At 56.8% G+C, this 25,421-nt stretch carries 20 protein-coding genes and 3 pseudogenes; 11 read left to right on the top strand and 12 right to left on the bottom strand.

The annotated features are described in order from the left end of the window. Positions 1 to 501: 501 nt before the first annotated feature. From catA to ACVBEG_RS20805, 3 genes are read right to left on the bottom strand one after another with little or no spacing between them, the layout of a single operon-like run. Positions 502 to 1,431, bottom strand: a complete 930-nt coding sequence (gene catA / locus ACVBEG_RS20795) for a catechol 1,2-dioxygenase (RefSeq protein ID WP_322278224.1) — start codon at positions 1,429 to 1,431, stop codon at positions 502 to 504. 54 nt (positions 1,432 to 1,485) lie between these two features. Next, on the bottom strand, positions 1,486 to 1,776 hold the full coding sequence (gene catC, locus ACVBEG_RS20800; protein WP_322177734.1) for a muconolactone Delta-isomerase: 291 nt from the start codon (positions 1,774 to 1,776) through the stop codon (positions 1,486 to 1,488). A gap of 13 nt (positions 1,777 to 1,789) precedes the next feature. Then, on the bottom strand, positions 1,790 to 2,938 hold the full coding sequence (locus ACVBEG_RS20805; protein WP_322278222.1) for a muconate cycloisomerase family protein: 1,149 nt from the start codon (positions 2,936 to 2,938) through the stop codon (positions 1,790 to 1,792). Positions 2,939 to 3,077: 139 nt separating this feature from the next. Here ACVBEG_RS20805 and ACVBEG_RS20810 point away from each other — a divergent pair, with 139 nt between their 5' ends. Next, entirely contained in the window at positions 3,078 to 3,959 is an 882-nt protein-coding gene (locus ACVBEG_RS20810) for a LysR family transcriptional regulator (RefSeq protein WP_323566291.1), read from the top strand. Between the two features lie 108 nt (positions 3,960 to 4,067). On the opposite strand, the gene garD is transcribed toward ACVBEG_RS20810, so the two are convergent. The 8 genes from garD to ACVBEG_RS20850 form a co-directional block, all read right to left on the bottom strand. Further along, entirely contained in the window at positions 4,068 to 5,621 is a 1,554-nt protein-coding gene (garD, locus tag ACVBEG_RS20815; RefSeq protein ID WP_322278217.1) for a galactarate dehydratase, read from the bottom strand. Positions 5,622 to 5,632: 11 nt separating this feature from the next. Continuing rightward, positions 5,633 to 7,006, bottom strand: coding sequence for an MFS transporter (locus tag ACVBEG_RS20820; protein ID WP_322278215.1), 1,374 nt, complete (start codon positions 7,004 to 7,006; stop codon positions 5,633 to 5,635). Between the two features lie 105 nt (positions 7,007 to 7,111). Continuing rightward, complete coding sequence (locus tag ACVBEG_RS20825) at positions 7,112 to 8,557, bottom strand: aldehyde dehydrogenase family protein (RefSeq protein WP_322278213.1); 1,446 nt, start codon at positions 8,555 to 8,557, stop codon at positions 7,112 to 7,114. Between the two features lie 62 nt (positions 8,558 to 8,619). Then, entirely contained in the window at positions 8,620 to 9,531 is a 912-nt protein-coding gene (kdgD, locus tag ACVBEG_RS20830) for a 5-dehydro-4-deoxyglucarate dehydratase (RefSeq protein WP_323566389.1), read from the bottom strand. A 189-nt stretch (positions 9,532 to 9,720) separates the two neighbouring features. Continuing rightward, positions 9,721 to 10,470, bottom strand: coding sequence for a FadR/GntR family transcriptional regulator (locus ACVBEG_RS20835; RefSeq protein WP_323566388.1), 750 nt, complete (start codon positions 10,468 to 10,470; stop codon positions 9,721 to 9,723). A gap of 98 nt (positions 10,471 to 10,568) precedes the next feature. Then, positions 10,569 to 12,305, bottom strand: coding sequence for an ABC transporter ATP-binding protein/permease (locus tag ACVBEG_RS20840; protein WP_322278202.1), 1,737 nt, complete (start codon positions 12,303 to 12,305; stop codon positions 10,569 to 10,571). A gap of 98 nt (positions 12,306 to 12,403) precedes the next feature. Then, positions 12,404 to 12,964: a response regulator transcription factor gene (locus ACVBEG_RS20845; protein ID WP_322177726.1), complete on the bottom strand. Its 561-nt coding sequence runs from the start codon at positions 12,962 to 12,964 to the stop codon at positions 12,404 to 12,406. Next, on the bottom strand, positions 12,957 to 14,219 hold the full coding sequence (locus tag ACVBEG_RS20850) for an ATP-binding protein (RefSeq protein WP_323566387.1): 1,263 nt from the start codon (positions 14,217 to 14,219) through the stop codon (positions 12,957 to 12,959). Before ACVBEG_RS20850 ends, ACVBEG_RS20845 begins: the two co-directional genes overlap by 8 nt. A 263-nt stretch (positions 14,220 to 14,482) precedes the next feature. Between ACVBEG_RS20850 and ACVBEG_RS20855 the strand changes: the two genes are divergently transcribed. The 8 genes and pseudogenes from ACVBEG_RS20855 to ACVBEG_RS20890 all read left to right on the top strand — a co-directional run. Further along, entirely contained in the window at positions 14,483 to 15,196 is a 714-nt protein-coding gene (locus tag ACVBEG_RS20855; RefSeq protein ID WP_322278198.1) for an SIMPL domain-containing protein, read from the top strand. A gap of 223 nt (positions 15,197 to 15,419) precedes the next feature. After that, positions 15,420 to 15,731 carry a hypothetical protein gene (locus ACVBEG_RS20860; protein WP_447108270.1) on the top strand — a complete coding sequence of 104 codons (312 nt, stop codon included), beginning with the start codon at positions 15,420 to 15,422 and terminating at the stop codon, positions 15,729 to 15,731. Between the two features lie 66 nt (positions 15,732 to 15,797). After that, positions 15,798 to 16,166 carry an IS66-like element accessory protein TnpA gene (gene tnpA / locus ACVBEG_RS20865; protein ID WP_447108271.1) on the top strand — a complete coding sequence of 123 codons (369 nt, stop codon included), beginning with the start codon at positions 15,798 to 15,800 and terminating at the stop codon, positions 16,164 to 16,166. Beyond that, complete coding sequence (gene tnpB, locus ACVBEG_RS20870; RefSeq protein WP_447108272.1) at positions 16,163 to 16,498, top strand: IS66 family insertion sequence element accessory protein TnpB; 336 nt, start codon at positions 16,163 to 16,165, stop codon at positions 16,496 to 16,498. Before tnpA ends, tnpB begins: the two co-directional genes overlap by 4 nt. An 81-nt stretch (positions 16,499 to 16,579) precedes the next feature. Next, positions 16,580 to 18,127 (top strand): IS66 family transposase, encoded by a 1,548-nt coding sequence (gene tnpC, locus ACVBEG_RS20875; protein ID WP_447108273.1) that lies wholly within the window; start codon positions 16,580 to 16,582, stop codon positions 18,125 to 18,127. Between the two features lie 372 nt (positions 18,128 to 18,499). After that, entirely contained in the window at positions 18,500 to 20,080 is a 1,581-nt protein-coding gene (locus tag ACVBEG_RS20880; protein WP_447108483.1) for an HET-C-related protein, read from the top strand. Between the two features lie 154 nt (positions 20,081 to 20,234). Beyond that, positions 20,235 to 20,318, top strand: a pseudogene (locus tag ACVBEG_RS20885) (hypothetical protein); the annotation flags it as partial. 132 nt (positions 20,319 to 20,450) lie between these two features. Next, positions 20,451 to 21,348: pseudogene (locus ACVBEG_RS20890) on the top strand (IS66 family transposase); the annotation flags it as partial. Positions 21,349 to 21,486: 138 nt separating this feature from the next. Here the strand turns inward: ACVBEG_RS20890 and ACVBEG_RS20895 are convergent. Further along, entirely contained in the window at positions 21,487 to 23,118 is a 1,632-nt protein-coding gene (locus ACVBEG_RS20895; protein WP_323566386.1) for a methyl-accepting chemotaxis protein, read from the bottom strand. A 208-nt stretch (positions 23,119 to 23,326) separates the two neighbouring features. Here ACVBEG_RS20895 and ACVBEG_RS20900 point away from each other — a divergent pair. Next, a pseudogene (locus tag ACVBEG_RS20900) lies at positions 23,327 to 23,621 on the top strand (transposase domain-containing protein); the annotation flags it as partial. 97 nt (positions 23,622 to 23,718) lie between these two features. After that, complete coding sequence (locus ACVBEG_RS20905) at positions 23,719 to 25,320, top strand: ABC transporter substrate-binding protein (protein WP_323566385.1); 1,602 nt, start codon at positions 23,719 to 23,721, stop codon at positions 25,318 to 25,320. The last annotated feature ends 101 nt before the right edge of the window (positions 25,321 to 25,421 follow it).

The raw sequence follows: 25,421 nt of genomic DNA on the forward strand, positions 1-25,421 counted from the left end.
GTACAATGTCAGGTCATTAGAAGGGCTATTCGCTATTGTGTCCATCGCTAAACGTGCCACCGCCTTCACTCATATGGGCAGTCACCGGTCTCGTTGCGTAAAATCGAGTTAAAATAAGATCTACGCAACCCATTGAAAAATATCAACTTAATTAAAAATATCCTTGAAGAATGCGTGTAGCATTGACACCTTTCTGGGGGCACACCTTTCGTCTATAGTACTTTGATCTAATCAAATTAAGCCTTGACGCCTCCTCTAACCGATAGCTGCCTATCAAGAGCATTTATCAATGTAACGTTGCCCGAATAAAGTCATACCGTTTCCTCCGGTTCCGCACTTGGCCGCCTTGATAATCGACCCTGTGATACGGCAACTTTGCCAGCAAGCTATGCCTATTGCCATGAAGTATGTCATGTGCAATCCAATGCCTAAGTGCACATACCTGGCACCTACAAAAACAGGCGCCGAAGCACCTGTTTTTTTACAGTTTAAACCCGCCTGTCAACTTTCCAGCGCGCGCACCCGCTCCATTCGCCCCTGCTCTTGGGTCGTGTCGGAGGATTGCACGGTGAAGTCGAAGTCGATTTCGGCAAAGCGGCCTTCGACACCATGGGCTCGCGCGGCAGCCGGGTCTTCACTGAAGCGAATGTCGGCGATCAGCTCGTCACGTGTGGCGTAGGCGAAGTCGTCGTGCAGGTACTGCTCACCTGACAGGTTGATCTGGGTCGTCAGGTGGCGATGACCGGGGGCCGAGATGAAGAAGTGGATATGCGCCGGACGCTGCCCGTGGCGCCCCAATTGGTCGAGCAGCTTTTGCGTTGGACCGTCCGGTGGGCAGCCGTAACCCGACGGCACGATGCTGCGAAAACGATAGTTGCCTTGGGCATCGGTCTCGATACGGCGACGCAGGTTGAATTCCGATTGCGTGCCGTCGAAGTACGAGTACGTACCCCCGGTATTGGCATGCCAGACATCGACAATGGTGTTAGCGACTGGCTTGCCGTCCAGATCCTTGACCTGGCCTTTCATGAACAACACGGTACCGGCATCAGTGCCATCGTCCAGTCGCGCTTCGACTTTGCTCAGGGGAGCACCAGCCACATACAACGGACCTTCGATGGTGCGCGGCGTGCCACCTGACTTGCCGGCCTCTTCGTCTTGGGCGTCCATCACCAAGTCGAGGTAGTGCTCCAGGCCAAGACCTGCAACCAACAAGCCTGCTTCCTGGCGAGCACCGAGTTCATTCAGGTAGTTGACCGCTTTCCAGAATTCTTCCGGGGTCACACTCAGCTCTTCGATGATGTTTACCGTGTCTTTCAGGATGCGATGCACCAGCGTCTTGACCCTCGGATTACCCGCGTCATTGAGCTGACCACTGGCTTCCTTGAGGAACTGCTGGACGCCTTCGGTTTGAGCAATTTTTACAGTCATTATCAGAGCCTCAAATTTTGTATTTATTAGGAAGCACGCAAGCACGGGAGTCGGCTATCGGTCGTCTTCGCGAATGGATGAAGGGTGACGGCACAAGGCATTCACTTCGATGGCCATGTACGGATACAACGGCAATTGCATCAGCAGGTCGTGCAGCTCCTGAACGCTGTCGACGTCGAACACGCTGTAGTTGGCGTACAACCCGGCGATGCGCCAGATGTGTCGCCACTTGCCGGATTCCTGCAGACGCTGGGAGAGCGCTTTTTCTTCAGCCTTGAGCCGGACGACCTTTTCCGGGTCCTCGTCGAGGGGGATATTCACGGTCATTTTTACGTGGAACAACATGTTGATGGCCTCCTCAGGCAAGGCTGATAGCAGTGGACGTCTTGTCACGGCGGAAGAACGCCAAGCGCTCTTCATCCAGGCTCAAACCCAGGCCAGGCGTGCGTGGAACGTGCAGTTGGAAATCGCGATACACCAGCGGTTGGGTCAAAATATCTTCGGTCAGTAACAGTGGCCCGAACAGCTCGGTGTCCCAGGTCAGTTTGGCAAGGGTCAGGAACGCGTGAGCAGAAGCCAGCGTGCCGATGCCGCCCTCGAGCATGGTACCGCCATACAGACCGATACCTGCCGCTTCGGCGATTGCAGCGGTACGCAACACCGCACGTGGGCCGCCGTTCTTGGCGATTTTCAGGGCGAACACCGAGGCTGCGCCTTCGCGAGCCAGGTTGAAGGCATCTTCAACACATTCGATGGATTCATCGGCCATGATCGGTGCCGGGCTGCGCGCATTCAGGCGGGCCATGCCCGCACGGTTATTGCGCGAAATAGGTTGTTCGATCAGGTCAATGCCATTGTCGGCCAATACCTGACAAGCACGGATTGCCACGGCTTCATCCCACGCCTGATTGACGTCGACCCGCACACTGGCGCGGTCGCCCAAGGCGTGTTTAATCGCGATAACGTGGGCCAGATCCTTGTGTACGTCTCCGGCACCGATTTTCAATTTGAAGATCCGGTGGCGACGGATATCGAGCATTTCTTCGGCTTCGGCGATGTCACGCACAGTGTCGCCACTGGCCAGGGTCCAGGCCACTTGCAACGCATCGCGGACCCGGCCACCGAGCAGTTCGCTGACGGGCATCCCCAAACGCTTGCCTTGCGCATCGAGCAGTGCACTTTCGATCCCGGATTTGGCGAAAGTGTTGCCCTTGGCGGCGCGATCAAGGCGCAGCATGGCTGCGTTGATATTGCCCGCATCCAGGCCCACCAGCAGGGGTGCCAAGTGGGTGTCGATGTTGGTTTTAATGCTTTCCGGACTTTCGTTGCCGTAGCTCAGGCCACCTATAGTGGTGGACTCGCCGACGCCTTCAACACCGTCGGAACAGCGCACCCGAATCACCACCAGTGTCTGATTCTGCATCGTGTGCATGGCCAGCTTGTGCGGGCGGATGGTCGGCAGGTCGACGATAATCGTCTCCAGCGACGTGATCACGGTAACGGTCATTTCAATACCCATCAGGTTCTTTTGTTTTCGAACTTGATATTGAGCCGACCTTTTTACTCTTTCCAATATAGAATTAGTCTCGTTCGATACTTTAAAGGTATGCAGAAGCCCCTCACGCGGCGCTGCCCAAGGAGTCCCTATGGAGCTTCGTCATCTGCGTTACTTTCAGGTGCTCGCCGAGACCCTGAACTTCACCCGTGCTGCGGAGCGGTTGCACATCGCCCAGCCACCGTTGAGCCGGCAAATCCAACAGCTCGAAGATGAACTCGGAGTTGTATTGCTGGAGCGCGGTCGCCCGTTGCGCCTGACCGAGGCCGGGCGTTATTTCTACGAACACTCTCATACCCTGCTCAATCAACTTGGCACCGTTTGCGACAACACTCGACGCATTGGCGCTGGCCAGAAGACCTGGATGGGCATCGGCTTCGCCCCTTCGACCCTGTATGGCGTGTTGCCAGAGTTAATTCGTCGACTGCGCAGCGACGGGCAGCTTGATCTGGAACTGGGGCTGTCGGAAATGACCACGCTGCAGCAAGTGCAGGCCTTGAAAGCCGGACGCATCGACATCGGTTTTGGTCGGATTCGCATCGACGATCCAGCGATCCATCAACGCATCCTCACCGAAGACCGGCTTGTCGCCGCCCTCCCCGCCGGCCATCCGCTGCTCGCGGGGCCCGCTACACTCGCGCAACTGGCACGCGAGCCTTTTGTGCTGTATCCCGGCAACCCGCGACCCAGCTATGCCGACCACATCCTGGCGCTATTCGCCGCTCATGGCCTGAGCATCAACGTCGCGCAATGGACCAACGAAATGCAGACGGCGATTGGTTTGGTAGGCGCAGGCATCGGCATCACCCTGGTGCCCGCGTCAGTGCAATTGCTGCACCGGGTGGACATTGGCTACACCACGTTGCTCGAATCAAACGCCACCTCACCCATCATCCTCAGCCGCCGCGTTGGTGATGTGACGCCCAGCCTGACTCATTGTTTGAGTTTGATTGATGAGTTGTTGGTGGAGTGAGTCTGCTGATGCCCCGTGGGAAGTTCTATATCGCGAATAACCTCGCCCCCACAAGGCCCCTGCACAACCTCTGTGGGCGAATTTATTCGCGAAAGGGTTGATGCGATATCACGTAATCGGTGCAGGGTTGAACAAAGTAATGTCGTTGTGCAGCCGCAGCGCTTCGGCGCAGGTTTTTTTCTTGCCGCTGGCAACGTCCAGGTAGAAGTGGAACAACTCCCAACCCAGGTCTTCGATGCTCGCGCGCCCCGTGGCGATGCGCCCGGCATCAATGTCGATCAGGTCCGGCCAGCGCCGAGCCAGCTCGGTGCGAGTCGACACTTTCACCACCGGCGCCATGGCCAAACCGTACGGCGTACCCCGCCCCGTGGTGAAGACATGCAGGTTCATCCCCGCCGCCAGCTGCAACGTACCGCAGACAAAGTCGCTGGCTGGTGTCGCGCAGAAGATCAGTCCTTTGCGCTTGAACCGTTCACCTGGGCCAAGCACGCCGTTGATTGCGCTGCTGCCGGACTTGACGATGGAGCCCAAGGACTTCTCGACAATGTTCGACAACCCGCCCTTCTTGTTGCCTGGCGTGGTGTTGGCGCTGCGATCCGCTTCGCCCTTAGCGAGGTAACGGTCGTACCAGTCCATTTCACGGACCAGTTCTTGCGCGACTTCTTTGGTTTCGGCCCTGGAAGTCAGCAGGTAAATGGCGTCGCGCACTTCGGTGACTTCGGAGAACATCACCGTCGCCCCCGCCCGCAGCAACAGATCCGAGGCGAAGCCCAACGCAGGGTTAGCGGTGATGCCACTGAACGCATCGCTGCCGCCGCACTGCATGCCCAGAATCAGCTCGGACGCCGGCACGGTTTCGCGACGACGCTGATCGAGCTTTTTCAAGCGAGCTTCAGCCATCGCCATGATCTCCTCGATCATTTCAACGAAGCCGTGGCTGGAATCCTGCAGGCGATACAGCCAGGGGTCATCGAGATCCACCGAGCTGTCGTTTTCATGCATGACCTGCCCTGGCTGCAACTTCTCGCAGCCCAGACTGATCACCAAGGCCTCACCGCCCAGGTTCGGGTTGCGCGCCAGATTGCGCACGGTACGAATCGGGATATAAGCATCAGTCGCGGTGATCGCCACGCCACAGCCATAGCTGTGGGTCAGTGCCACCACGTCATCGACGTTCGGGTACTTGGGCAGCAACTCATCACGGATACGTTTGACCGCATGATCGAGCACACCCGTCACGCACTGCACGGTGGTGGTGATGCCGAGGATATTGCGCGTACCGACGGTACCGTCGGCGTTGCGATAACCTTCAAACGTGAAACCTTCCAGCGGCGCCTGTTTTTCCGGCACATCGGTAGACAGTGGCAAGCTGTCCAGCGGTGGCGCGGTGGGCATGCGCAGTTGGTCTTCTCTCACCCAGCTACCACGCGGAATCGCTTGTAAGGCATAACCGATGGTTTGTCCGTAACGGATCACCGGTTGGCCTTCGGCGATGTCCACCAGATTGACCTTGTGGCTTTGCGGCACGTTATCGAGGGTCACCAGGCCGTTATCGAACCGTGTACCGGCCGGGACGCCTTGGTCATTGACCACAACCGCCACATTATCCAGTTCATGCAAGCGGATGTAGCGCGGCGAGTCGGCATGTTGAATCAGGTTCATCACGGTTTTCCTCAGGATTTTGCTTGAGAAAGTGTGCCGGCGTTGTCACCGGTCAAAGGCCCCTTGGCTGGCGGCTCGGTCAAGACGACACGCTTGATTGGCCCGACGATCACCAGGTAGCTGAACACCGCCACCAGCGCATTGGCGCCGACGAACACCAAAGCCCATTTGAATGAGCCGGTGGCGCTGATGATGTAGCCAATCACGATCGGGGTAGTGATTGAAGCGATGTTGCCGAACATATTGAACAGGCCACCGCTCAAACCGGCGATCTGTTTCGGCGAGGTGTCGGACACCACTGCCCAACCCAGCGCACCAACGCCTTTGCCGAAGAAGGCCAGCGCCATGAAGCCGACCACCATCCATTCGATATCAACGTAGTTACAGGCCACGATAGTGGTCGACAACAGCAGACCACCGATAATCGGCGCCTTGCGAGCAAAGGTCAGGGAGTGACCTTTACGCAACAGGTAGTCGGAAATGATCCCGCCCAGCACCCCACCGATAAAGCCGCAGATGGCAGGCAGCGAAGCAATAATGCCCGCCTTGAGGATAGTCATTCCACGCTCCTGAACCAGATACACCGGGAACCAGGTCAGGAAGAAGTAAGTGATGCCATTGATGCAGTATTGGCCCAGGTAAACGCCAAGCATCATGCGATTGGTCAACAGCTGACGCACGAAATCCCACTTCGGACCGCCGCTGGCGCCTTTGCCTTTGTCTTGATCCATGTCGACCATGCCGCCATTGTTAGCGATATGGTTGAACTCGGCTTCGTTGATCTTTGGGTGATTGCGCGGGCTGTGGATAACGTTCAGCCAGATCAGCGAAAACACGACACCGACGCCGCCCATGACCACGAATACATGCTGCCAGCCGTAGGTGTAGACGATCCATCCCATCAGCGGCGCGAACAACACGGTGGCGAAGTATTGCGCAGAGTTGAAGATGGCCGAGGCCGTGCCGCGTTCGGCGGTCGGGAACCAGGCGGCCACAATACGGGCATTGCCGGGGAAGGATGGCGCTTCAGCCAGACCGACCAGGAAGCGCAGCATGAACAGCGCAACGATGGCGGTCGAGACACCGAACTCACCGACATAACCTTGCAGCACGGTGAACAGCGACCACGTGAAGATGCTCAAGGCATAGACTCTTTTCGAACCGAAACGGTCGAGCAGCCAGCCGCCAGGGATCTGACCAGCCACATAGGCCCAGCCGAATGCAGAGAAGATATAACCGAGGGTAACCGCGTCGATGCCGAGGTCTTTTTGCAGGCTGGAGCCCGCGATCGCGATGGTTGCACGGTCGGCATAGTTGATCGTGGTCACCAGAAAAAGCATGAGCAAAATCAAATAGCGGACGTGAGTCGGCTTGGCCTGTTGCATGTGCATGTACTCCCACTAATTATTTTTTTGTGCGGGTAAAACATCTTTATGTGTGGCTCATGTAGACGCTGCCGAAGGCTGCGGCAGCGTCTACAGATCGTCGACTTACGAACCGATGTAGCTGGTTTTTACGACGGTATAGAACTCTTGCGCATAGCGACCCTGCTCACGCGAACCGTAGGACGAACCCTTACGACCACCGAACGGCACGTGGTAATCAACACCGGCCGTTGGCAGGTTGATCATCACCATCCCGGCCTGAGAATGACGTTTGAAGTGGTTGGCGTACTTCAGCGACGTCGTCGCGATGCCCGCCGACAGACCGAACTCGGTGTCGTTGGCCATGGCCAGCGCTGCTTCGTAATCCGCGACGCGAACAATGTTCGCAACCGGACCAAAAACTTCTTCCTTGCTGATGCGCATCTCTGCGGTGCTGTCAGCGAACAGGGTCGGTGCCAGGAAGTAACCTTCGGTGTCGCAAGTGACCAACTCACCGCCGGTTACCAGACGTGCGCCTTCATCCTGCGCGATGGCGACGTAGCTCATGTCTTGATCAAGCTGGGCCTTGGATACAACTGGACCGATATCGATGCCCGACTTCAGCGCATGGCCAACCTTGATCGAACGCATGCGTTCGGCCATGGCTTCAACGAATTTGTCATGAATGCCAGCCGTCACGATAAAGCGGCTGGAAGCGGTGCAACGTTGACCGGTGGAGTAGAACGCGCTCTGGACCGACAGCTCGACCGCTTGTTTGAGGTCAGCGTCATCGAGAATGACCTGCGGGTTCTTGCCACCCATTTCCAGCTGTACTTTGGCTTGACGCGCAATGCAATCGACCGCGATCTGGCGACCAACGCCGACCGAACCGGTGAAGCTGATGCCATCAACCTTGCGGCTTTTGACCATCACGTCACCGACCACACGCCCACTGCCCATCACCAGGTTAAACACACCCGCCGGGAAGCCTGCACGGGAGATGATTTCAGCCAGCGCCCAAGCACAACCCGGAACCAGGTCCGCAGGCTTGATCACCACACAGTTGCCGTAGGCCAGCGCTGGAGCGATTTTCCAGGCCGGAATGGCAATCGGGAAGTTCCACGGCGTGATCAGTCCGACCACACCCAGCGCTTCGCGAGTCACTTCAACGTTGACGCCCGGACGCACTGACGGGATGTAATCGCCAGAAATGCGTAGGCATTCACCGGCGAAGAATTTGAAGATGTTGCCCGCGCGGGTCACTTCGCCAATTGCTTCAGGCAAGGTTTTGCCTTCTTCACGGGCAAGCAAGGTGCCGAGCTCTTCGCGACGGGCGAGGATTTCGCTACCCACTTTGTCCAGCGAGTCGCTACGCGCCTGAATACCGGACGTCGACCACGCAGGGAATGCGCTGCGGGCTGCATCAATGGCGGCATTGACCTGCGCCACGTCGGCTTGGGCGTATTCACCGATCACATCCGACAGATCGGACGGGTTGATGTTGGAAGAGTAGGTCGCACCGGCAACCCACTCACCACCCATGTAGTTATCGAAACGCTTTGAATCAGACACGGACATTCTCCTGAAAAGGCAAAAAACCGCTGACGGATCAGCGGCCTTGATTCATACGACTTTTACTGCGCGCCCTGCTTGTCGATCAGCGCAGCCAGCATTTCGAACTCTTCAGGGGTCAGGTCGGTCAGTGGGGTCCGTACGGGACCTGCGTCGTAACCGGCGATTTTCGCGCCTGCCTTGACGATACTGACCGCGTAACCCGATTTGCGATTACGGATGTCCAGGTAAGGCAGGAAGAAGTCATCAATCAGCTTGCCGACGGTGGCGTGATCGTCACGGGCAATGGCGTGGTAGAAGTCCATCGCCATTTTCGGCAGGAAGTTGAACACCGCCGAGGAGTAGACCGGAACGCCCAGCGCCTTGTAAGCCGCGGCGTAGACTTCGGCGGTCGGCAAGCCACCCAGGTAGCTGAAACGATCACCCAGACGACGGCGGATCGACACCATCAGTTCGATGTCACCCAGACCGTCTTTGTAACCGATCAGGTTCGGGCAAGTCTCAGCCAGACGCTCCAGCAGCGGCGCAGTCAGGCGGCAGACGTTACGGTTGTAAACAATCACGCCGATATTGACCGATTTGCACACGGCTTCAACGTGCGCGGCAACCCCGTCCTGGCTGGCCTCGGTCAAGTAGTGCGGCAGCAACAGCAAGCCTTTGGCGCCCAGGCGCTCGGCTTCTTGAGCGTATTCGATGGCTTGACGGGTAGAGCCACCGACACCGGCCAGGATCGGCACACTGGTGGCGCAGGTGTCTACAGCCGTCTTGATCACTTCGGAGTATTCGCTGGCCGCCAGGGAGAAGAACTCACCGGTGCCGCCAGCGGCGAACAAGGCCGTGGCGCCGTAAGGGGCCAGCCACTCAAGACGCCTGATATAGCCCGCGCGATGGAAATCGCCCTGAGCATTGAAATCGGTGACCGGGAAGGACAACAGGCCGGAAGAGAGGATGGACTTCAGTTCTTGTGGATTCATTATTTGAACACCCTGGATAGCAAAATGTGGAGGAAGCACATCAGCTCCAAACTGATGTCGTACGTCATCGTACAACTGAAAATAAGATCACTCAACAGGAATGTGCGGGAATTTGATTTGGGGGTGTGAGAGCCAATCAGCGGTCAGGAAAACTGCATCGACTCAAATTTAGGAATTGTGACTTGCCTGCTAAGCCTGCTGCGACTCCGCCAGTTCATGGGCATGACGCAGGCGTTCACGGCTGTTGGTCAGGTGCAGGCGCATGGCCGCGCGGGCAGCGTCGGAGTCCTGGCGGGCGATGGCCTCGAAGATTTCTTCGTGCTCGCGGCTCAAGCGGTTCAGGTAGTGCTGCTGGTCATCATGAGCCAGACGCGCCGAATTGATTCGGGTGCGCGGAATGATGCTGGTACCCAGGTGGGTCATGATGTCGACGAAGTAGCGGTTGCCGGTGGACAAGGCTATTTGCAAGTGGAATTGAAAGTCTGATGCCACCGCATCACCGGCTTGGGACGCACTTTCAATCAAGGCATCCAGCGCAGCACGCATGGCGGCCAGTTGCTCGGGGGTGCGACGTTGCGCGGCCAATCCTGCGGATTCCACCTCAAGGCTGATGCGCAACTCAAGAATCGCCAACACATCACGCAAAGTGACAATGGTCGCCGGATCGATTCGAAAGCCGCTCGGGCTCGGCGTATCCAGCACGAAAGTGCCGATGCCATGCCGGGTTTCCACCAGCCCGGACGCCTGCAAACGCGAGATCGCCTCGCGCACCACTGTCCGGCTGACGCCCTGCTCTTGCATGATCGCCGACTCGGTCGGCAACTTGTCTCCGCGCTTCAATTGGCCGTCGCGAATCCGTTCAGACAGTTCAGTGACCAATTCCTGAGCGAGGCTGCGGTGCTTTCTGCGAACGCGGGGCGCAGGACTCTGATTATCCATGTCGAACATTTGTCCCAAGGCGATAAAAAACACATGATAGCTCAACCGAGTTGTACGACAACACTCGTAACAACTCGGCCGGTTTCAGATTATTGGTTTCAAACAACCAATTCAGGATGAGATTGCTCGCGCAGTTGCCCACCGTCAATCCGCAGATGCCGTCGATGGAAGCGTTTGAGACTGCTGCGATGGCCGATACTAAGCAAGGTCACGTCCGGTAACTCGTCGATCAGCGCCTGGTACAGAACCGCCTCGTCTTCCTCGTCCATGGCTGAAGTCGCTTCATCCAGGTACAGCCAGCTGGGTGCATAGAGCAACGCCCGGGAGAAGGCCACACGCTGTTGCTCGCCTGGGGACAACATGCGCTGCCAGTGATCGCTTTCATCCAGACGCGGTACCAAGTGCATCAAACGGCAGATTTCAAGCACCTGAGCAAAGCGCTCGACGGGATACGCTTCGGGTGCCTGTGGATAACTTAAGGCTTCGCGCAGTGTGCCGATTGGCAAATAAGGCCTTTGCGGCAAAAACAGATAACGCTCGGCGGGCAGCTTCACGTTGCCCTGCCCATCGCTCCACAACCCGCCCAACGCTCGCAGCAAGGTACTTTTGCCGCTGCCGGAACGACCGCTGAGCATGACCCGGTCACCGCGAACGATGTTCAGGTTGGCGCCAGCCAGCAGCTCACGACCATCCGCCAGGTTCAGCGCCAGATTGTCAAAATGCAGGCCATCACCGTCTCGGTCCAAATTGATGGTTGAGGTGCGCGCTTCATTGTCCGCCATGCCCTGCCGGAAGCTCAGCAACCGGTCACACGTGGCGCGCCACGAGGCGAGCGTGGTGTACGCATCAATGAACCAGCTGAAGTTTTCTTGCACGTTGCCGAATGCAGAGTTGATCTGCATCAGACCGCCCAGCTCGATCGCGCCGGAGAAATAACGCGGTGACGCCACGACGAAAGCAAATACGGTGGCAATCTGCGAATAACCCGCGGTGAAGAAGGTCAGGCGTTTGGAGACCTTCATGACGTTCCAGTAGTTGCTCCAGATCATGCCGAAGCGTGCGCTCAAGCGCTTGTTTTCATTAGGCTCACCGTTGGAGAACGCGATGCTTTCAGCATTTTCGCGAACCCGCACCAGGGCGAAACGCAAATCGGCTTCGTAGCGCTCTTGCTGGTTGCTCAGCTTGATCAGACGCTGCCCAATTTTGTGGGTCAGCCAGCTGCCCACTACCGCATACAGAAACGCGGCCCAAAACATGTAGCCGGGAATCGTGATGCCGAAGAGGTCGATACTGCCCGACACACCCCACAGAATGATCGAGAACGATACCAGACTGACCACCGTCCGGATCAAACCCAGTGCCAGACTCAGGGTGCTGGTGGTGAAACTGTTGAGGTCTTCGGACAGCCGTTGGTCAGGGTTATCGGTGTAGCCGTGTTGCTCCAACTGGTAGTAGTTCTTGTGGCTGAGCCATTTGGTAAAGTGCTGTTCGGTCAGCCAGCGACGCCAGCGGATGGTCAGCATCTGCGTCAGATAGAGACGGTATACCGCCCCCAGAATCGCCACCGTGGCGATGCCACAGAAATACAGAATCAGGTGGGTAAACGCTGCCAGGTCTTTCTCTTGCAGCGCGTTATAAAAGTCTTTGTACCAGCTGTTGATCATCACCGAGATCGCCACGCTGAACAGCGAAAGCGCGATCACGGAGACCAGCAGTAGCCAGGCCATACCCTTTTCTTCACTGCGCCAGTACGGCGTTATCAGCTTCCAGACGCGGCGAAAGAACTCTCCGCGTACGGCGTCATTGACCGCAGAATACTCGGCGTTGCGATTCATTATTCAGGCTCGATTGGGATAGAGAACTCGCGTCGGGCCGATCATAGATGATCGGCTTGCTGCTTCGCGAAGTCCTGAGACATTCGTTCAGTCCCCGTTCAGCGCCGAACCGGCCGCTTCTGCAATTTACGCTGCAAGGTCCTGCGATGCATGCCCAGCGCCCGCGCCGTCGCGGAAATATTGCCTTCGTGCTCAGTGAGCACACGTTGAATGTGCTCCCACTGCAGGCGATCCACCGACATCGGGTTGTCTGGCACCAGCGTATCCAGATCAGCGTGCTCGGACAGCAAGGCCGCCAGCACATCATCAGCGTCGGCCGGCTTGCACAGGTAGTTGCAGGCGCCACGCTTGATTGCTTCGACAGCAGTGGCGATGCTCGAATAACCGGTGAGGATCACCACGCGCATTTCCGGGTCGATTTCCAGCAGCTTGGGCAGCAGAACCAAACCGGAGTCGCCATTCATTTTCAGGTCGAGCGCAGCGTATTCAGGCACGTCATTCAAGGCCAGGGCCAGCCCCTCTTCTGCCGAACCTGCGGTGCTGACGCGGAAACCACGGCGGCTCATAGCCCGCGCCATCACGCGGGTGAAGGTGGCGTCATCGTCTACCAGCAATAAATGCGGCAGCTCTTCGCCTTCCACTTGGATCTCGTCACTCATGTTTGTCTCCTCGGGCGCCACGGGGCAGGCGAAGCTCAGTGAGCGTCCCGCCTTCCTCATGACTGTAGAGTTTTACCGAGCCACCTGCGCGGGTCACGCTGGCCTTGCTCAAAAATAGGCCTAGGCCGAAGCCTTTGCCTTTGGTGGTAAAAAACGGTTTGCCAATTTGTTCGGCGATTGCCGGCGGCACACCCGCCCCATGGTCACGAATACTGATGCAGATTTCTTCGGCGTCCCAGCCCAGATGTACTTCCAGCCCTTCCGGGCAGGCATCGGCGGCGTTGTTCAGCAGATTGAGCAATGCCTGAGTCAAGTCCGGCGGCGGCGCCAGGCTTGGCACTGTGCCTTGGCCCAGGCGCTGGAAGCGATAGCTGGCTTCGGGGCGCATCAGGTGCCAACGGTTAAGGGCTTGGTCCAGCCAATCGGTGACGTCTTGTTCATCGATCACCAATCGCCGGTTAGCTTCAGCCGCGCGCACCAGCTGTTGCAGGGTTTGCTTGCACTGTTGGACCTGCTCTTGCAGCACGCCGAGGTCTTCCTGTAACAGCGGATCGCTATGATCCTGGCGCATTTCCTTGATCAGCACACTCATGGTCGCCAAGGGTGTACCCAATTCGTGGGCCGCGCCAGCTGCCTGGGTCGCGACCGCCAATAATTGTTGATCACGCAGGCCTTCTTCCCGACGCTCTGCACGCAGTTGTTCCTGACGCCGCAACTCTTCGGCCATCTTCGCCGCAAAGAAAGTAATGACCGCCGCCGCCAGAGCAAAGCTCAGCCACATGCCATAGATCTGCATGTTCTCGCGGGCGATGGGAAAGGTGCCCATCGGATAAAACTGCACCAGCAACAGCGTGTAGCTGACCAGCGCCAGGCCCGAGAGCATCAGTGAGTACAGCCACGGCAGGGTCACCGCAGCAATGGTCAACGGCACCAGATAATAGGAAACAAACGGGTTGGTCGAACCGCCGGAAAAATACAGCAGCACACTGTGGATCAGCATGTCGAGTGCCAGCTGTACGGCGTACTCCAGCTCGGTAACCGGCCACGACGTGCGCAGGCGAATGGCCGTCATCACGCACAGGACCATGGAGACCCCGAGGGTGATCGCCAATGGCAGCCACGGTAGTGGCAGCAAGTCGAACAAATAGGCAATACCCACCGAACCCGCTTGCGCGGCCAGTACCAACGTACGGATAACGGTCAGGCGCCACAGGTTCTGGCGGGTAGCTGAAAGCAGTTGAACGGGGGCGAGCATGAGCTCTCCTGATGAGCGCTGCAGGCGAATCGCAGCGAGTATAACCAAGCAAAGGTGAAAACAGCGAAAACTGCGTCAAAGCGCCACATACGCTGAAAAGACGCAAACGCCTCTATACAAAAGGCCGCGTGGGAGCGGATTCATTCACGAATGAATTCTCCCACAGGGAAACGGCTGCCGGAACCTGAATGGTTCGTCTACAGTCTTATAGTTTTCCGTCTGACGGTTACCCGTCGCAGCCGGTTCGTTAACAAGGAGTTTTTATGTTCAGCCTTCGCCCCACTGCCGCCCTCTTCGCCCTTGGCGCCACAACGCTTGCCAGTCTGCCTGCGTTGGCTGAAGAGGTTCGTTACAACCAGGTTTCTGTACGTGCCGAAGTCAGCCAGGAAGTCCAACGCGACTTGATGATGGTCACGCTGTACAGCGAAGCGCAGGACACGGATCCGGCCAAACTGGCTGCACAAATCACCGAAACCATGAACAAGGCCCTCGGCCAGGCGCGCCAGGTCAAGGACATCACGATTCGTCAGGGCAGCCGCAACAGCTACCCGATCTATGATGACAAAGGCCAGAAAATCACCGGCTGGCGCGAACGCTCCGAATTGCGCCTCGAGAGCGCGGACTTTGCCGCACTCTCCAAACTGACTGGCGAACTGCTGGAAGATTTGAAAATGGGCGGCATGGACTTCGCCATTTCCCCTCCCACGCGCAAAGCCAGCGAAGACACCCTGCTCAAGGACGCCGTCGCCGCTTTCAAAAACCGTGCTCAGCTGGTGACCGACGCCTTGGGTGGCAAGGGTTACAAGCTGGTCAACCTGAACCTCAATACGTCGGGTTATCCGCAGCCATACCAGCGTGCCCCCGTCATGATGATGAAAGCCGCCCGCGCCGAGTCCGCCCCCACCCCGGAAGTCGAAGCCGGTACCAGCCAGGTCAGTGTCAACGCCGATGGCGTGATCGAAGTGTTGATGCAGTGATGCAATCACGGCGGCAGCCGCTGGTTGCCGCCGTTTTCTGTTCTTCCCCACCCACATTCCGCCCTCCCGCCAGACCGTTGCCCTACAGCACTCGCTGATCCGCCTGATTGGCATCAATTGCGCAAACCGTAAACTCCATCCTCGCAACACCTACTCATTCTTTTGCGCATTGAGCAGCCCTCAAACAGGGTGCATTGACGCGCCACTTTTTATGGAATCACGGATGAAGCCTCTTAACGACCCTTCAGATAACCCTCGTTGCTACACCGAACACTTGCTGCGCCCCACCAAACCAACTGCCCGGCGCCAGGTATTCATGTACATGGATCCCCCCCCAAACCAGTTGCACAGCACCTTTGCTCTGGACCACTTGATGGCACTGGCAGAGCGCACCACCGGATCAGAGTTCGCCCTCTTGATGGCACCGATTTTCGGGCTCGATATTCCGTCGCACACTTACATGAAACTTCAAAATGCATTAAGAGAAAGGACAATCCAAAACCCTGAATATCAGGTGGTATCCGAAGGACATTAGTATCCGTCCGGCCAACACACCTTCCTGACCCCGACGCCAAAGGGCGATGGTGTGCACTTAAATTAAGTGGACACCATTTCTAGCCTTTTAAGCGGGTCTTTCATGCAACCACAACGCCGTTCCTACTCCAAATCCTTCAAAGCCGGTGTCATTCAAGAGTGCTCTGAACTTGGCGCCTCGATTGCCAGCGTCGCGCTGAGCCACAACCTCAACGCGAACCTCGTCCATAAGTGGATTCGGCTGCAATCGCAAAAAACTGTCGCCCTACAACCTGCCTTCATCCCGCTGACATTACCGTCGCCGACGTCACGACCTGATATCACCGCTGCTACTATTTGCCTCGAAATTCCCCACCCACGCGGCACAGTCAAAGTGAACTGGCCGACCGAAAGCGCGGCTGCCTGCGCGACATTTCTTCGAGACTTGTTGCAATGATCCGCATCGACTCCATCTGGCTCGCCACCGAGCCCATGGACATGCGCGCCGGCACCGAAACCGCTCTGGCGCGTGTGGTCGCCGTGTTCGGTGCGGCGCAGCCGCACTGTGCTTATTTGTTTGCCAACCGCCGCGCAAATCGCATGAAAGTGCTGGTGCACGACGGGTTGGGTATTTGGCTGGCGGCGCGCCGCCTGCATCAAGGCAAGTTCTTCTGGCCGGGTTCTCGACACGGCTCTCAGGTGGAATTAGGTGCCGAACAACTGCATGCCCTGGTGCTGGGTTTGCCTTGGCAAAGAGTTGGGCCAGGCAGCGCGATTTCCATCGTGTGACGCCTGCCATGGCCAGCCTGGCCGTGCAATTGTCCGATGAGTCTATCGCCGGTGTAGCCTTGCTCTGGCAGAATCGGCGGCATGACTTCGCTCCCCAATCTCGACCAACTAAACCCTGAACAACTGCGCGCTCTGGCGGCGCAGTTGATGCAGCGTGTCGAGAGTCTCGATCAGAAAGTCGAGACAATGGGCAAGCAAATCCACCACCACAAAACGGTCAACGAGAAACTGGCCCACGAGATCGCGCAGCTCAAGCGCTTCAAGTTTGCCAAGCGCAGCGAGCAATTATGCCCGGATCAAGCCAGTCTGCTCGATGACCTGATCGACACCGATATCGCAGCCATCGAAGCCGAGCTTGAGGCGCTGCAACCTGCGCCGGTTTCGACCGAGACTCGGCAAAAACCTAAACGCACCGCGTTGCCGCCGCAGTTTCCGCGCACCCTGATCCACCACGAACCCGACAACAGCCACTGCCAATGCGGCTGCGCCCTCAAGCGTATCGGCGAGGATGTCAGCGAGAAACTCGACTACACGCCCGGCGTGTTCACCGTCGAGCGTCACATCCGTGGCAAGTGGGTCTGCGATCAGTGCGAAACCCTGATCCAGGCACCGGTTCCGGCGCAGGTCATCGACAAAGGCATACCGACCGCCGGGCTGCTGGCCCATGTGATGATCGCGAAGTTCGCCGACCACTTGCCGCTCTATCGCCAAGAGTCGATTTTTGGTCGCGCTGGTTTGGCCATCGCCCGCTCAACCTTGGCGCAATGGGTCGGCAACTGTGGCGTGCAGTTGCAGCCGCTGGTCGATGCCTTGCGTGATGCTGTGCTCGAGCATGACGTGATCCACGCCGATGAAACGCCGGTGCAGATGCTCACGCCGGGAGCGAAGAAAACCCATCGAGCTTATGTCTGGGCCTACGCCACCAGCCAGTTCTCGGATTTGGCGGCGATCGTTTACGACTTCAGCCCCAGCCGCGCAGGAGAACACGCCCGCAACTTCCTGCAAGACTGGAAGGGCAAGCTGGTCTGCGATGATTTTGGCGGCTACAAGGCAAGCTTTGAACTCGGCGTGACCGAGATCGGCTGCATGGCCCATGCGCGGCGCAAGTTCTTCGAATTGCACGCCACCAACAAGAGCCAGCTCGCCGAGCAGGCCTTGCGCTACATCCAGTTGCTGTACGAAATCGAACGTGAAGTCCGCGACCTTGAACCGGATTTACGCCGCCGAATACGGCAAGAAAAAGCGGTACCGGTGATGGATGCTCTGCATGCCTGGATGATCGCCCAGCGCCAGATCGTGCACGACGGCTCGGCGATAAGCAAAGCTCTGGATTACAGCCTCAAACGCTGGACGGCGCTGTCGCGCTATCTCGATGACGGTGCTGTGCCCATTGATAATAACTGGGCAGAGAACCAGATCCGGCCGTGGGCGTTAGGTCGCAAAAATTGGCTCTTTGCAGGATCACTGCGCAGCGGTAAACGCGCGGCGGCGATCATGAGTTTGATCCAGTCGGCGCGGCTCAACGGGCATGACCCGTATGCTTATTTGAAGGACGTCCTCACGCGCCTGCCGACGCAGCGGGCGAGTGAGATTGCGGAGCTGCTGCCGCACAGGTGGCAACCGGTTTAGTGACGCAAGACGGGATGCCCGGACGCATACGGACATTACCCTGCCGAATACGACAATCAGGACCGCACCATTCGAATCCATGCAACAGCATTGGAGTACGTCGTCACAAATCCAGAGACCTCATGGGAGTTGCTGGCGGTTCTGCTCCATGAATTCGGACATCATTTGGACAATGTATTACGCAAGGATCTGGCGGACGTAAAACCTGACGGCACCGCCCTCCTGAACAAGGATGCTCCTGGAGAAGAAGGATCGAGGTATGCATTGCATATGTCTCTGTTGAGCCCAATCGACCTGACCGAAGTGCATATAGCCCGCTATATCACAGACGATGGAAGCGAGTTTTCCATCCCTGTCAATTACACCGAAGCGATGCATTTGATCTCTCAGATTCCCATCGACGAGAAGCTGTCGTCATCGTCGCAGAATGCCGACAGGGAACGCTTCGAAGCCGGAGCCGGGGACAAAACGAAATCGACCCACCGGACCATTGAGGAGGTGCTGGCCTCCGTCGCATTTAGCACAAATGAGATTGAGGCCATTTATTTCGGTAACTGGTTGCGCGACTACTCGCAATTGCTTGATCCCAAGATTGTGCGAGCGACTACCATGCCTAAAAATTTCCCGGACGTGCTCTCCCGTGAGGCGTTGACGCAGATAGTGGATGTACTGGCCATCCGTGAATTCCCAGCGTTGATGAAGATAGATCGGGATAAATTCAAGGTGACGCCACAGAGGCTGGGCGTCTATCGTCCAAGCGAACACATTGATAATCCTAAAGTGGTGAAACCTGAACCGGCCGATCCCAAGCAGCGCGACGCGGACTTCGAACCTTGGGTTCTGCCTGACAATCCGTTGTTGCAAGTCGACTTCGAGACCTCGAAAAAACGCTATATCCAACGTTCGGTTGACGTTATGGTCGGCGAATTGAAGAAGGCAATGCAGGAAGGGCCATCATCTACCGACGGGCTCAGGTCGTTCGGCGCGGCACTGCATACTCTGGAAGATTTTTTTGCTCACTCCAATTTCGTCGAACTGAGCTTGATCAAAATGGGCTACGAGGATGTGTTGCCATGGACCTCGAAAGCCGATTGCAAGCGGAGCCTGCCGCTGGTCACCGGCATGTTCGGTACCAGCGATGTTATCGCCAGTCTGGCAGCACCTCTCGGGGAGATATTATTTTCGACAAAAGACACAACGTTTGAACCCACCAAGGCTGGCTTTCGCTCTGAACAAGACCAACTGATCCTGATTTTGCTCGGTGAGCATCCAAACGAAATGCTGCTTCCGGCCTTCGAAGGATACCTTCAGGTTCGTGATACATGGGCCGACTTGCCTTTTTCCGAATGGGTGGAGAAGCTGCAATGGCAGTTGGGTACCCCCCTACAAGTACTGAGCAATGCTGTCGGTACAATCATGCAAGGCATGCTGACATTGTTGGGAAACAGCATCGACGATAGCCAGACCTTGCTCGGTGACAACCCCAATACCAGTGGCTCAACTGACCCGACCCACTCACAGCTGGCCAAGGATCATGCCGAACACCCGCTTCATTCCCTTGCCGTGTTGCTGGCCCGAGATGCAGTTCTTCGGGTTGCACAAGCCATGCTAGGGCATTGGGAAGATAAGCCGGGTGCCGATCCTGTAACTGTCGCATCCTCTTACTTCGTCCACCCCCTGGATTGCGACTGGCAGGATGGTAAGGTACGAGAGTGGGCCGAAAAACACCCCGACCTCGTCCTTAGCAGCACGCGAATAAGCGATTTGGATAAAGTGCATGAGCAACTGCACAACAGCGTTGTGCAGGGACTGGAGAGATTTAAGGAAGACGGCTCCCACTTTTTAAACGCCCTGATCGGTACTGACGCTAATCCCCTACTTGAACTGTGGAAGCTCACCCCTGCTGGAGTCACCGCTACTAAATTCAAGGAGTTCCTGGGGCAAAAGGACTAAACAAACCTTGTAGGGAAACGAAGTAGTGCGACATTCTGTCGTTGTCTGGTAAGCGTCTGGCCAATACACCTTCCTGATCCCAACGGTTAGGGCGATGGTGTCCACCTATTTTGATCTGCACCCCAAAGGTTGGACATAACCGTTGGGGTGTCTCATGAATAAATACACAGAGCAGACGAAGCTGTCCGCCGTCGAAGATTACTGCTCCGGGAATGCGGGCCTTAAAGTTGTCTCACATCGTCACGGGGTAGATGCTTCATCGCTACGGAAATGGGTCGCAGCGTTCCGGGTGCATGGCATCGCAGGCATTCAAAACAAAAAGAAGAAGCACTACAGCGCAGCCTTCAAACTGAACGTATTGCAACGCATGCGCGATGAGGAGCTGTCCTACCGTCAAGCTGGTGCGCTGTTTGATATCCGGAAATTCGACATCATTGGTCAGTGGAAGCGCCGGTATGATGAGGGCGGGCTAGATGCCTTGTCCCAGCAGCCAGGAAGCGGACTTCATAAACAGATGCCGAAACTGACACCACCTACTGAAATCGAATCTTCAGGCGAGAAGCTGGACTACACGCCGGGCGTGTTCACCGTCGAGCAGCACGTGCGTGGGGAATGGGCCTGCCGCGAGTGTGAAACGCTGACTCAGGCACCCGTTCCAGCCCAGGAAATCGACAAGGGCATCCCGACCGCAGGGCTACTGGCTCACGTGATGGTGGCCAAGTTCGCTGACCATTTGCCTCTGTATCGCCAAGAGAAAATTTTTGGCCGCGCCAGTCTGGCAATCTCCCGCTCGACACTGGCGCAATGGGTCGGCCAAACCGGCGTGCAACTCCAACCCTTGGTCGACTCGCTGCGCGAGATAGTGCTTGCTCAAGGCGTGATCCACGCTGACGAAACGCTGGTGCAGATGATCGCGCCGGTTACAAAGCAAGCTTCCAGCAAGGCATCACCGAAATCGGCTGCATGGCTCACGCCCGCCGCAAGTTCTTCGACCTGCACGCGACGAACAAAAGCCAACTGGCTGAGCAGGCACTGCACTCAATTGGCGGGTTGTACGAAGTCGAGCGGCAAGCGCGGGAAATGACCGACGAAGATCGTTGGCGAATACGGCAGGAAAAAGCGCCGCAGCGATCATGAGCTTGATCCAGTCGGCGCGCATGAATGGGCATGCCCCATATGCTTATCTCAAGGATGTGCTTGTGCGTCTGCCGACACAGCGTGCGAGTGAGATCGGACAATTGCTGCCGCATCAGTGGGTGCCTTCCTGACTTACGCAAGGTGAGTTGGGCAGACGCTTACTTTGAGGCGTATGAAGTCGGGCTGTTTTTTCTTTGAATCGGTCGTGTCCTTTACCCACTCAAACTAACCCGTCAGGACTCAGATGTTGCGCTCTGCAGCGCTCAGCCCTAAATCCTGAACTGTGACACCTGCTTATCCAGCATCAGCGCTAACTTCTCGATGGCCGTCGCATTTCGCGATGCTGCTGTGATGTTATGGCTGCTGCTTTGGGCCATCTGAGCAATGCGCTCGACGCTGCGGGCAACGTCCTGACTCGCTGCGCTTTGTTCGTTAAGCGCCATTGAAATTTGATCGACGACGCCGACAATTTGGCTGGCACCGCCGCGAATCTGGTCAATTGCAGTATTGGCAGAGTTCGCCAATACCAACCCGCTATTGACCTGTTTCACACCCACTTCCATCTGTTTGACGGCGTCTTGTGCGCTGATCTGAATTTTCTGGATCATTTCGCCGATTTCAGACGTCGACTTGCCGGTGCGCTGCGCCAGCAATCTCACTTCATCGGCGACGACGGCAAAGCCACGACCCTGATCTCCTGCGCGTGCAGCCTCGATGGCGGCATTCAACGCCAAAAGATTGGTCTGCTCGGCGATTGCACTGATCACGTTCACGATGGAGGTAATTTGCTCAATGTCTCGGCCCAAATCAGCTATTTGGTGAGCGGAACTCTGCACCGTACTGGCTATCAGGTTCATGCTTTGCAGTGTGTTTTGAATGACCGTACCACCCTCGATCGAGTGCCTCCCGGATTCAGTGGAGATGCCGTGTGCTTCATTTGCACTAGCCGCTACGTGACTGATGCTCACCGTCAGTTCTTCGACTGTGGCAGCCATTGACGAAACTGATTGAGACTGATCCAACGCTGCTGCCGATAAGTCATCAGAGGTGTGAGAAATCTCGGTGGCCGAGCTCAGCAATTTTTCAGCGCCGCTCTTGATCTCGGTGATCATTGTGCGTAGCCGTGTTTGCATCTCGCTGAAAGCTTCGAGCAGCCTGCCAATCTCATCTTGGCTTACGTTTTCGATTGGGATGTCGAGACGTCCAGCGGCAATATGCTTTGCAGCGTCAATCGCCAGATTCAGACGCCTGCGAATCAATGAGGACAGGCTTAAGGCCACCGCCAGCGCCGCCAATGCCGCAAGCAGGCCACCGATGAGCATGCTCAAATTGGCCGATCTGGCTGCATCTTCCAACGTCTTGGTGCGTACGCCCAGGAGCTTCTGCTCATCCCCTTGCAAATCGGCAATCAGCTTGCGCATGCCGTCCATCTTCACTTTGTCCTGACGACCCTTGATGCGCAGAACGAGGTCATCGAAGGTCGCTTTTCCTGCGACCACAGACCGCTTCAAGGCCAGCGTGCCCTCAATGTCTTCGCTATACCATTTTTGCTGCGTTGCCTTAATCTCCATCAAGCGTTGCTGTTGCGCCGGATTATCGGAGGTCAGCCGTTGAAGTTCTCCAAGCGACTGGTCGAAGCTGCTTCGTCCAGACGTCAACGGGGCCAAAAAATCGTCTTCACCACTCAGTGCGAAACCCCGCATCCCCGTCTCGATATTGGTCAGACTGATGACAAGTCTATTGCTGATATCCAGAACCATATAGGTATGAATATTCCAGTTCGTGGCGTCTTCGATTTTGCTGAAGGCGTCGCGAACCAGACCGATCAAAATGCAGATAATCAGAATGATTAATCCGAATCCAGCGCTTAGTTTCTGAACAATAGTGAATCTGGAAAGCATGGGGTGACCTTCAGGGTTAGGTAAGCGCTCATTGTCATTATCGCTAAGTCTTCAGAAAACTTGAGCCGAGTTTTTCTGCTCAAGGACTGTGAGCGTCCACCCGACATCTGCGCGTCAATCGTTTACGTGTACTGAAGCTGCAATTGCGCCAAATTCGTATCTGCAAATAGCCAGTCTGAGCGCCCACGCTGGCGTGGCCATCGCCAAGTACAGCCTGAAACGCTGAAAGGCCTTGTCTCGCTGTCTCGATGACGGTGCAATACCCATAAATATCAACCACGCAGAGCAGCAGATCAGGCCTTGGGCGACAAGTTGCAAGAATGGACTCTTTGCTGGATCGTTGCGCAGCGGCAAACGCGCCGCAGCGTTGATGAGCCTGATCCAGTCGGCCAAGCTCAATGGGCATTGATCCGTACGAGTATCTGAAGGACGTACTGATGCGACTGCCGACGCAGCGGGCGAGTGAAATTATCGAGCTGTTGCTGCATAACTGGGTGCCGTGATGCAACCTGTAATGCCCGCTCGCTTACGTTTATCGTGGCGATCCACATCGCCGGATCATTTCCGACAACGCGCTTGCACTACTTCCTCGAGGCCACTATGGACAAGACTGCCTTTAAACCACTGCTCCTCGCCGCCGTATTGCTGGCCTGCACGCCTGTCGCCCAGGCCGCCAGCACCCTGGTGTACTGCTCGGAAGCCAGCCCTGCAGGTTTCGATCCAAGCCAATACACCAGTGGCACTGACTTCGATGCGTCGGCCGAAACCGTGTTCAATCGGTTGACGCAATTCGAGCGCGGCAGCACGGAAGTCGAACCTGGCCTGGCCACCCGCTGGGAGGTGTCCAGCGATGGCCTGAGTTACACCTTCCACCTGCGCGAAAACGTTAAATTCCACACCACCGATTACTTCACACCCACTCGGGATTTCAACGCCGACGATGTGTTGTTCACCTTTGATCGCCTGCTCGATCCGAATCATCCGTTTCGCAAGGCTTACCCGTCCGAGTCGCCGTACTTCAACGACATGGGCCTGAACACCACGATCAAGAGCGTCGACAAGGTTGATGAACACACCGTGCGTTTCAGCCTGAACAACGTCGATGCCGCCTTTATCCAGAATCTGGCCATGAGCTTCGCCTCGATCCAGTCCGCTGAATATGCCGCGCAGTTGCTCAAGGAAGGAAAGGCCGCCGACATCAATCAAAAGCCGATTGGCACGGGGCCTTTCGTGTTCAAGCGCTATCAAAAGGACTCGCAGATCCGCTACAGCGCCAACCCGACGTATTGGAAGCCAGAGGATGTGAAACTCGACAATCTGGTGTTTTCTATCAACAGCGATGCTGCGGTGCGTCTGCAAAAACTCAAGACCGGCGAATGCCAGGTCAGCGGTTACCCGCGCCCACAAGACATCGAACTGATGGAAAAAGACCCGAACATCCAGGTGCTCAGCCAACCCGGCTTCAACCTTGGTTTTCTCGCCTATAACGTCACTCACAAACCGCTGGATCAGCTCAAGGTACGCCAGGCGCTGGACATGGCCATCGACAAGCCGGCGATCATCAAGGCGGTTTACCAGAGCGCCGGGCAACTCGCGCAAAACGCCCTGCCACCCAACCAGTGGAGTTATGACCCCACGATCAAGGATGCACCCTACAACCCAACCAAGGCCAGGCAACTGCTCAAGGAAGCAGGGATCGCGCCGGGCACCGAAATCAGCCTGTGGGCCATGACCGTACAGCGGGCGTCGAACCCCAATGCGCGAATGTCAGCGCAGATGATCCAGGCCGACTGGGCAAAAATCGGGATCAAGGCCAACATCGTCAGTTACGAATGGGGTGAGTACATCAAGCGCGCCAAGAATGGCGAGCACGACGTGATGATTTATGGCTGGACCGGCGACAACGGCGACCCTGACAACTGGCTCGGCGTGCTCTACAGCTGCGCGGCGGTCAACGGCAGCAACTTCGCCAAGTGGTGCGATCCGGCGTATGACACGCTGGTGCAGCAGGCCAAATTGAGCCGTGACCGCGCAGAGCGGATCAGGCTTTATCAGCAGGCTCAGCACATTCTCAAGGAGCAGGTGCCGATTACTCCGATTGCCAATTCCAAGGTATTTCAGCCACTGCGCAAAGAGGTGCAGAACTTCAAACTCAGCCCGTTTGGCCTGACTCCGTTCTATGGTGTCAGTCTGAATAAATAGCAATCAGTAACACTCTCGCGCTAACCGGGTGCATTTCACACGCCCGGCTGCCCTCCTGCGGTGCAGCGAACTCCTCTGAAAACAACCACGCAAACGATCAA

Source organism: Pseudomonas sp. GG8 (assembly GCF_052976945.1).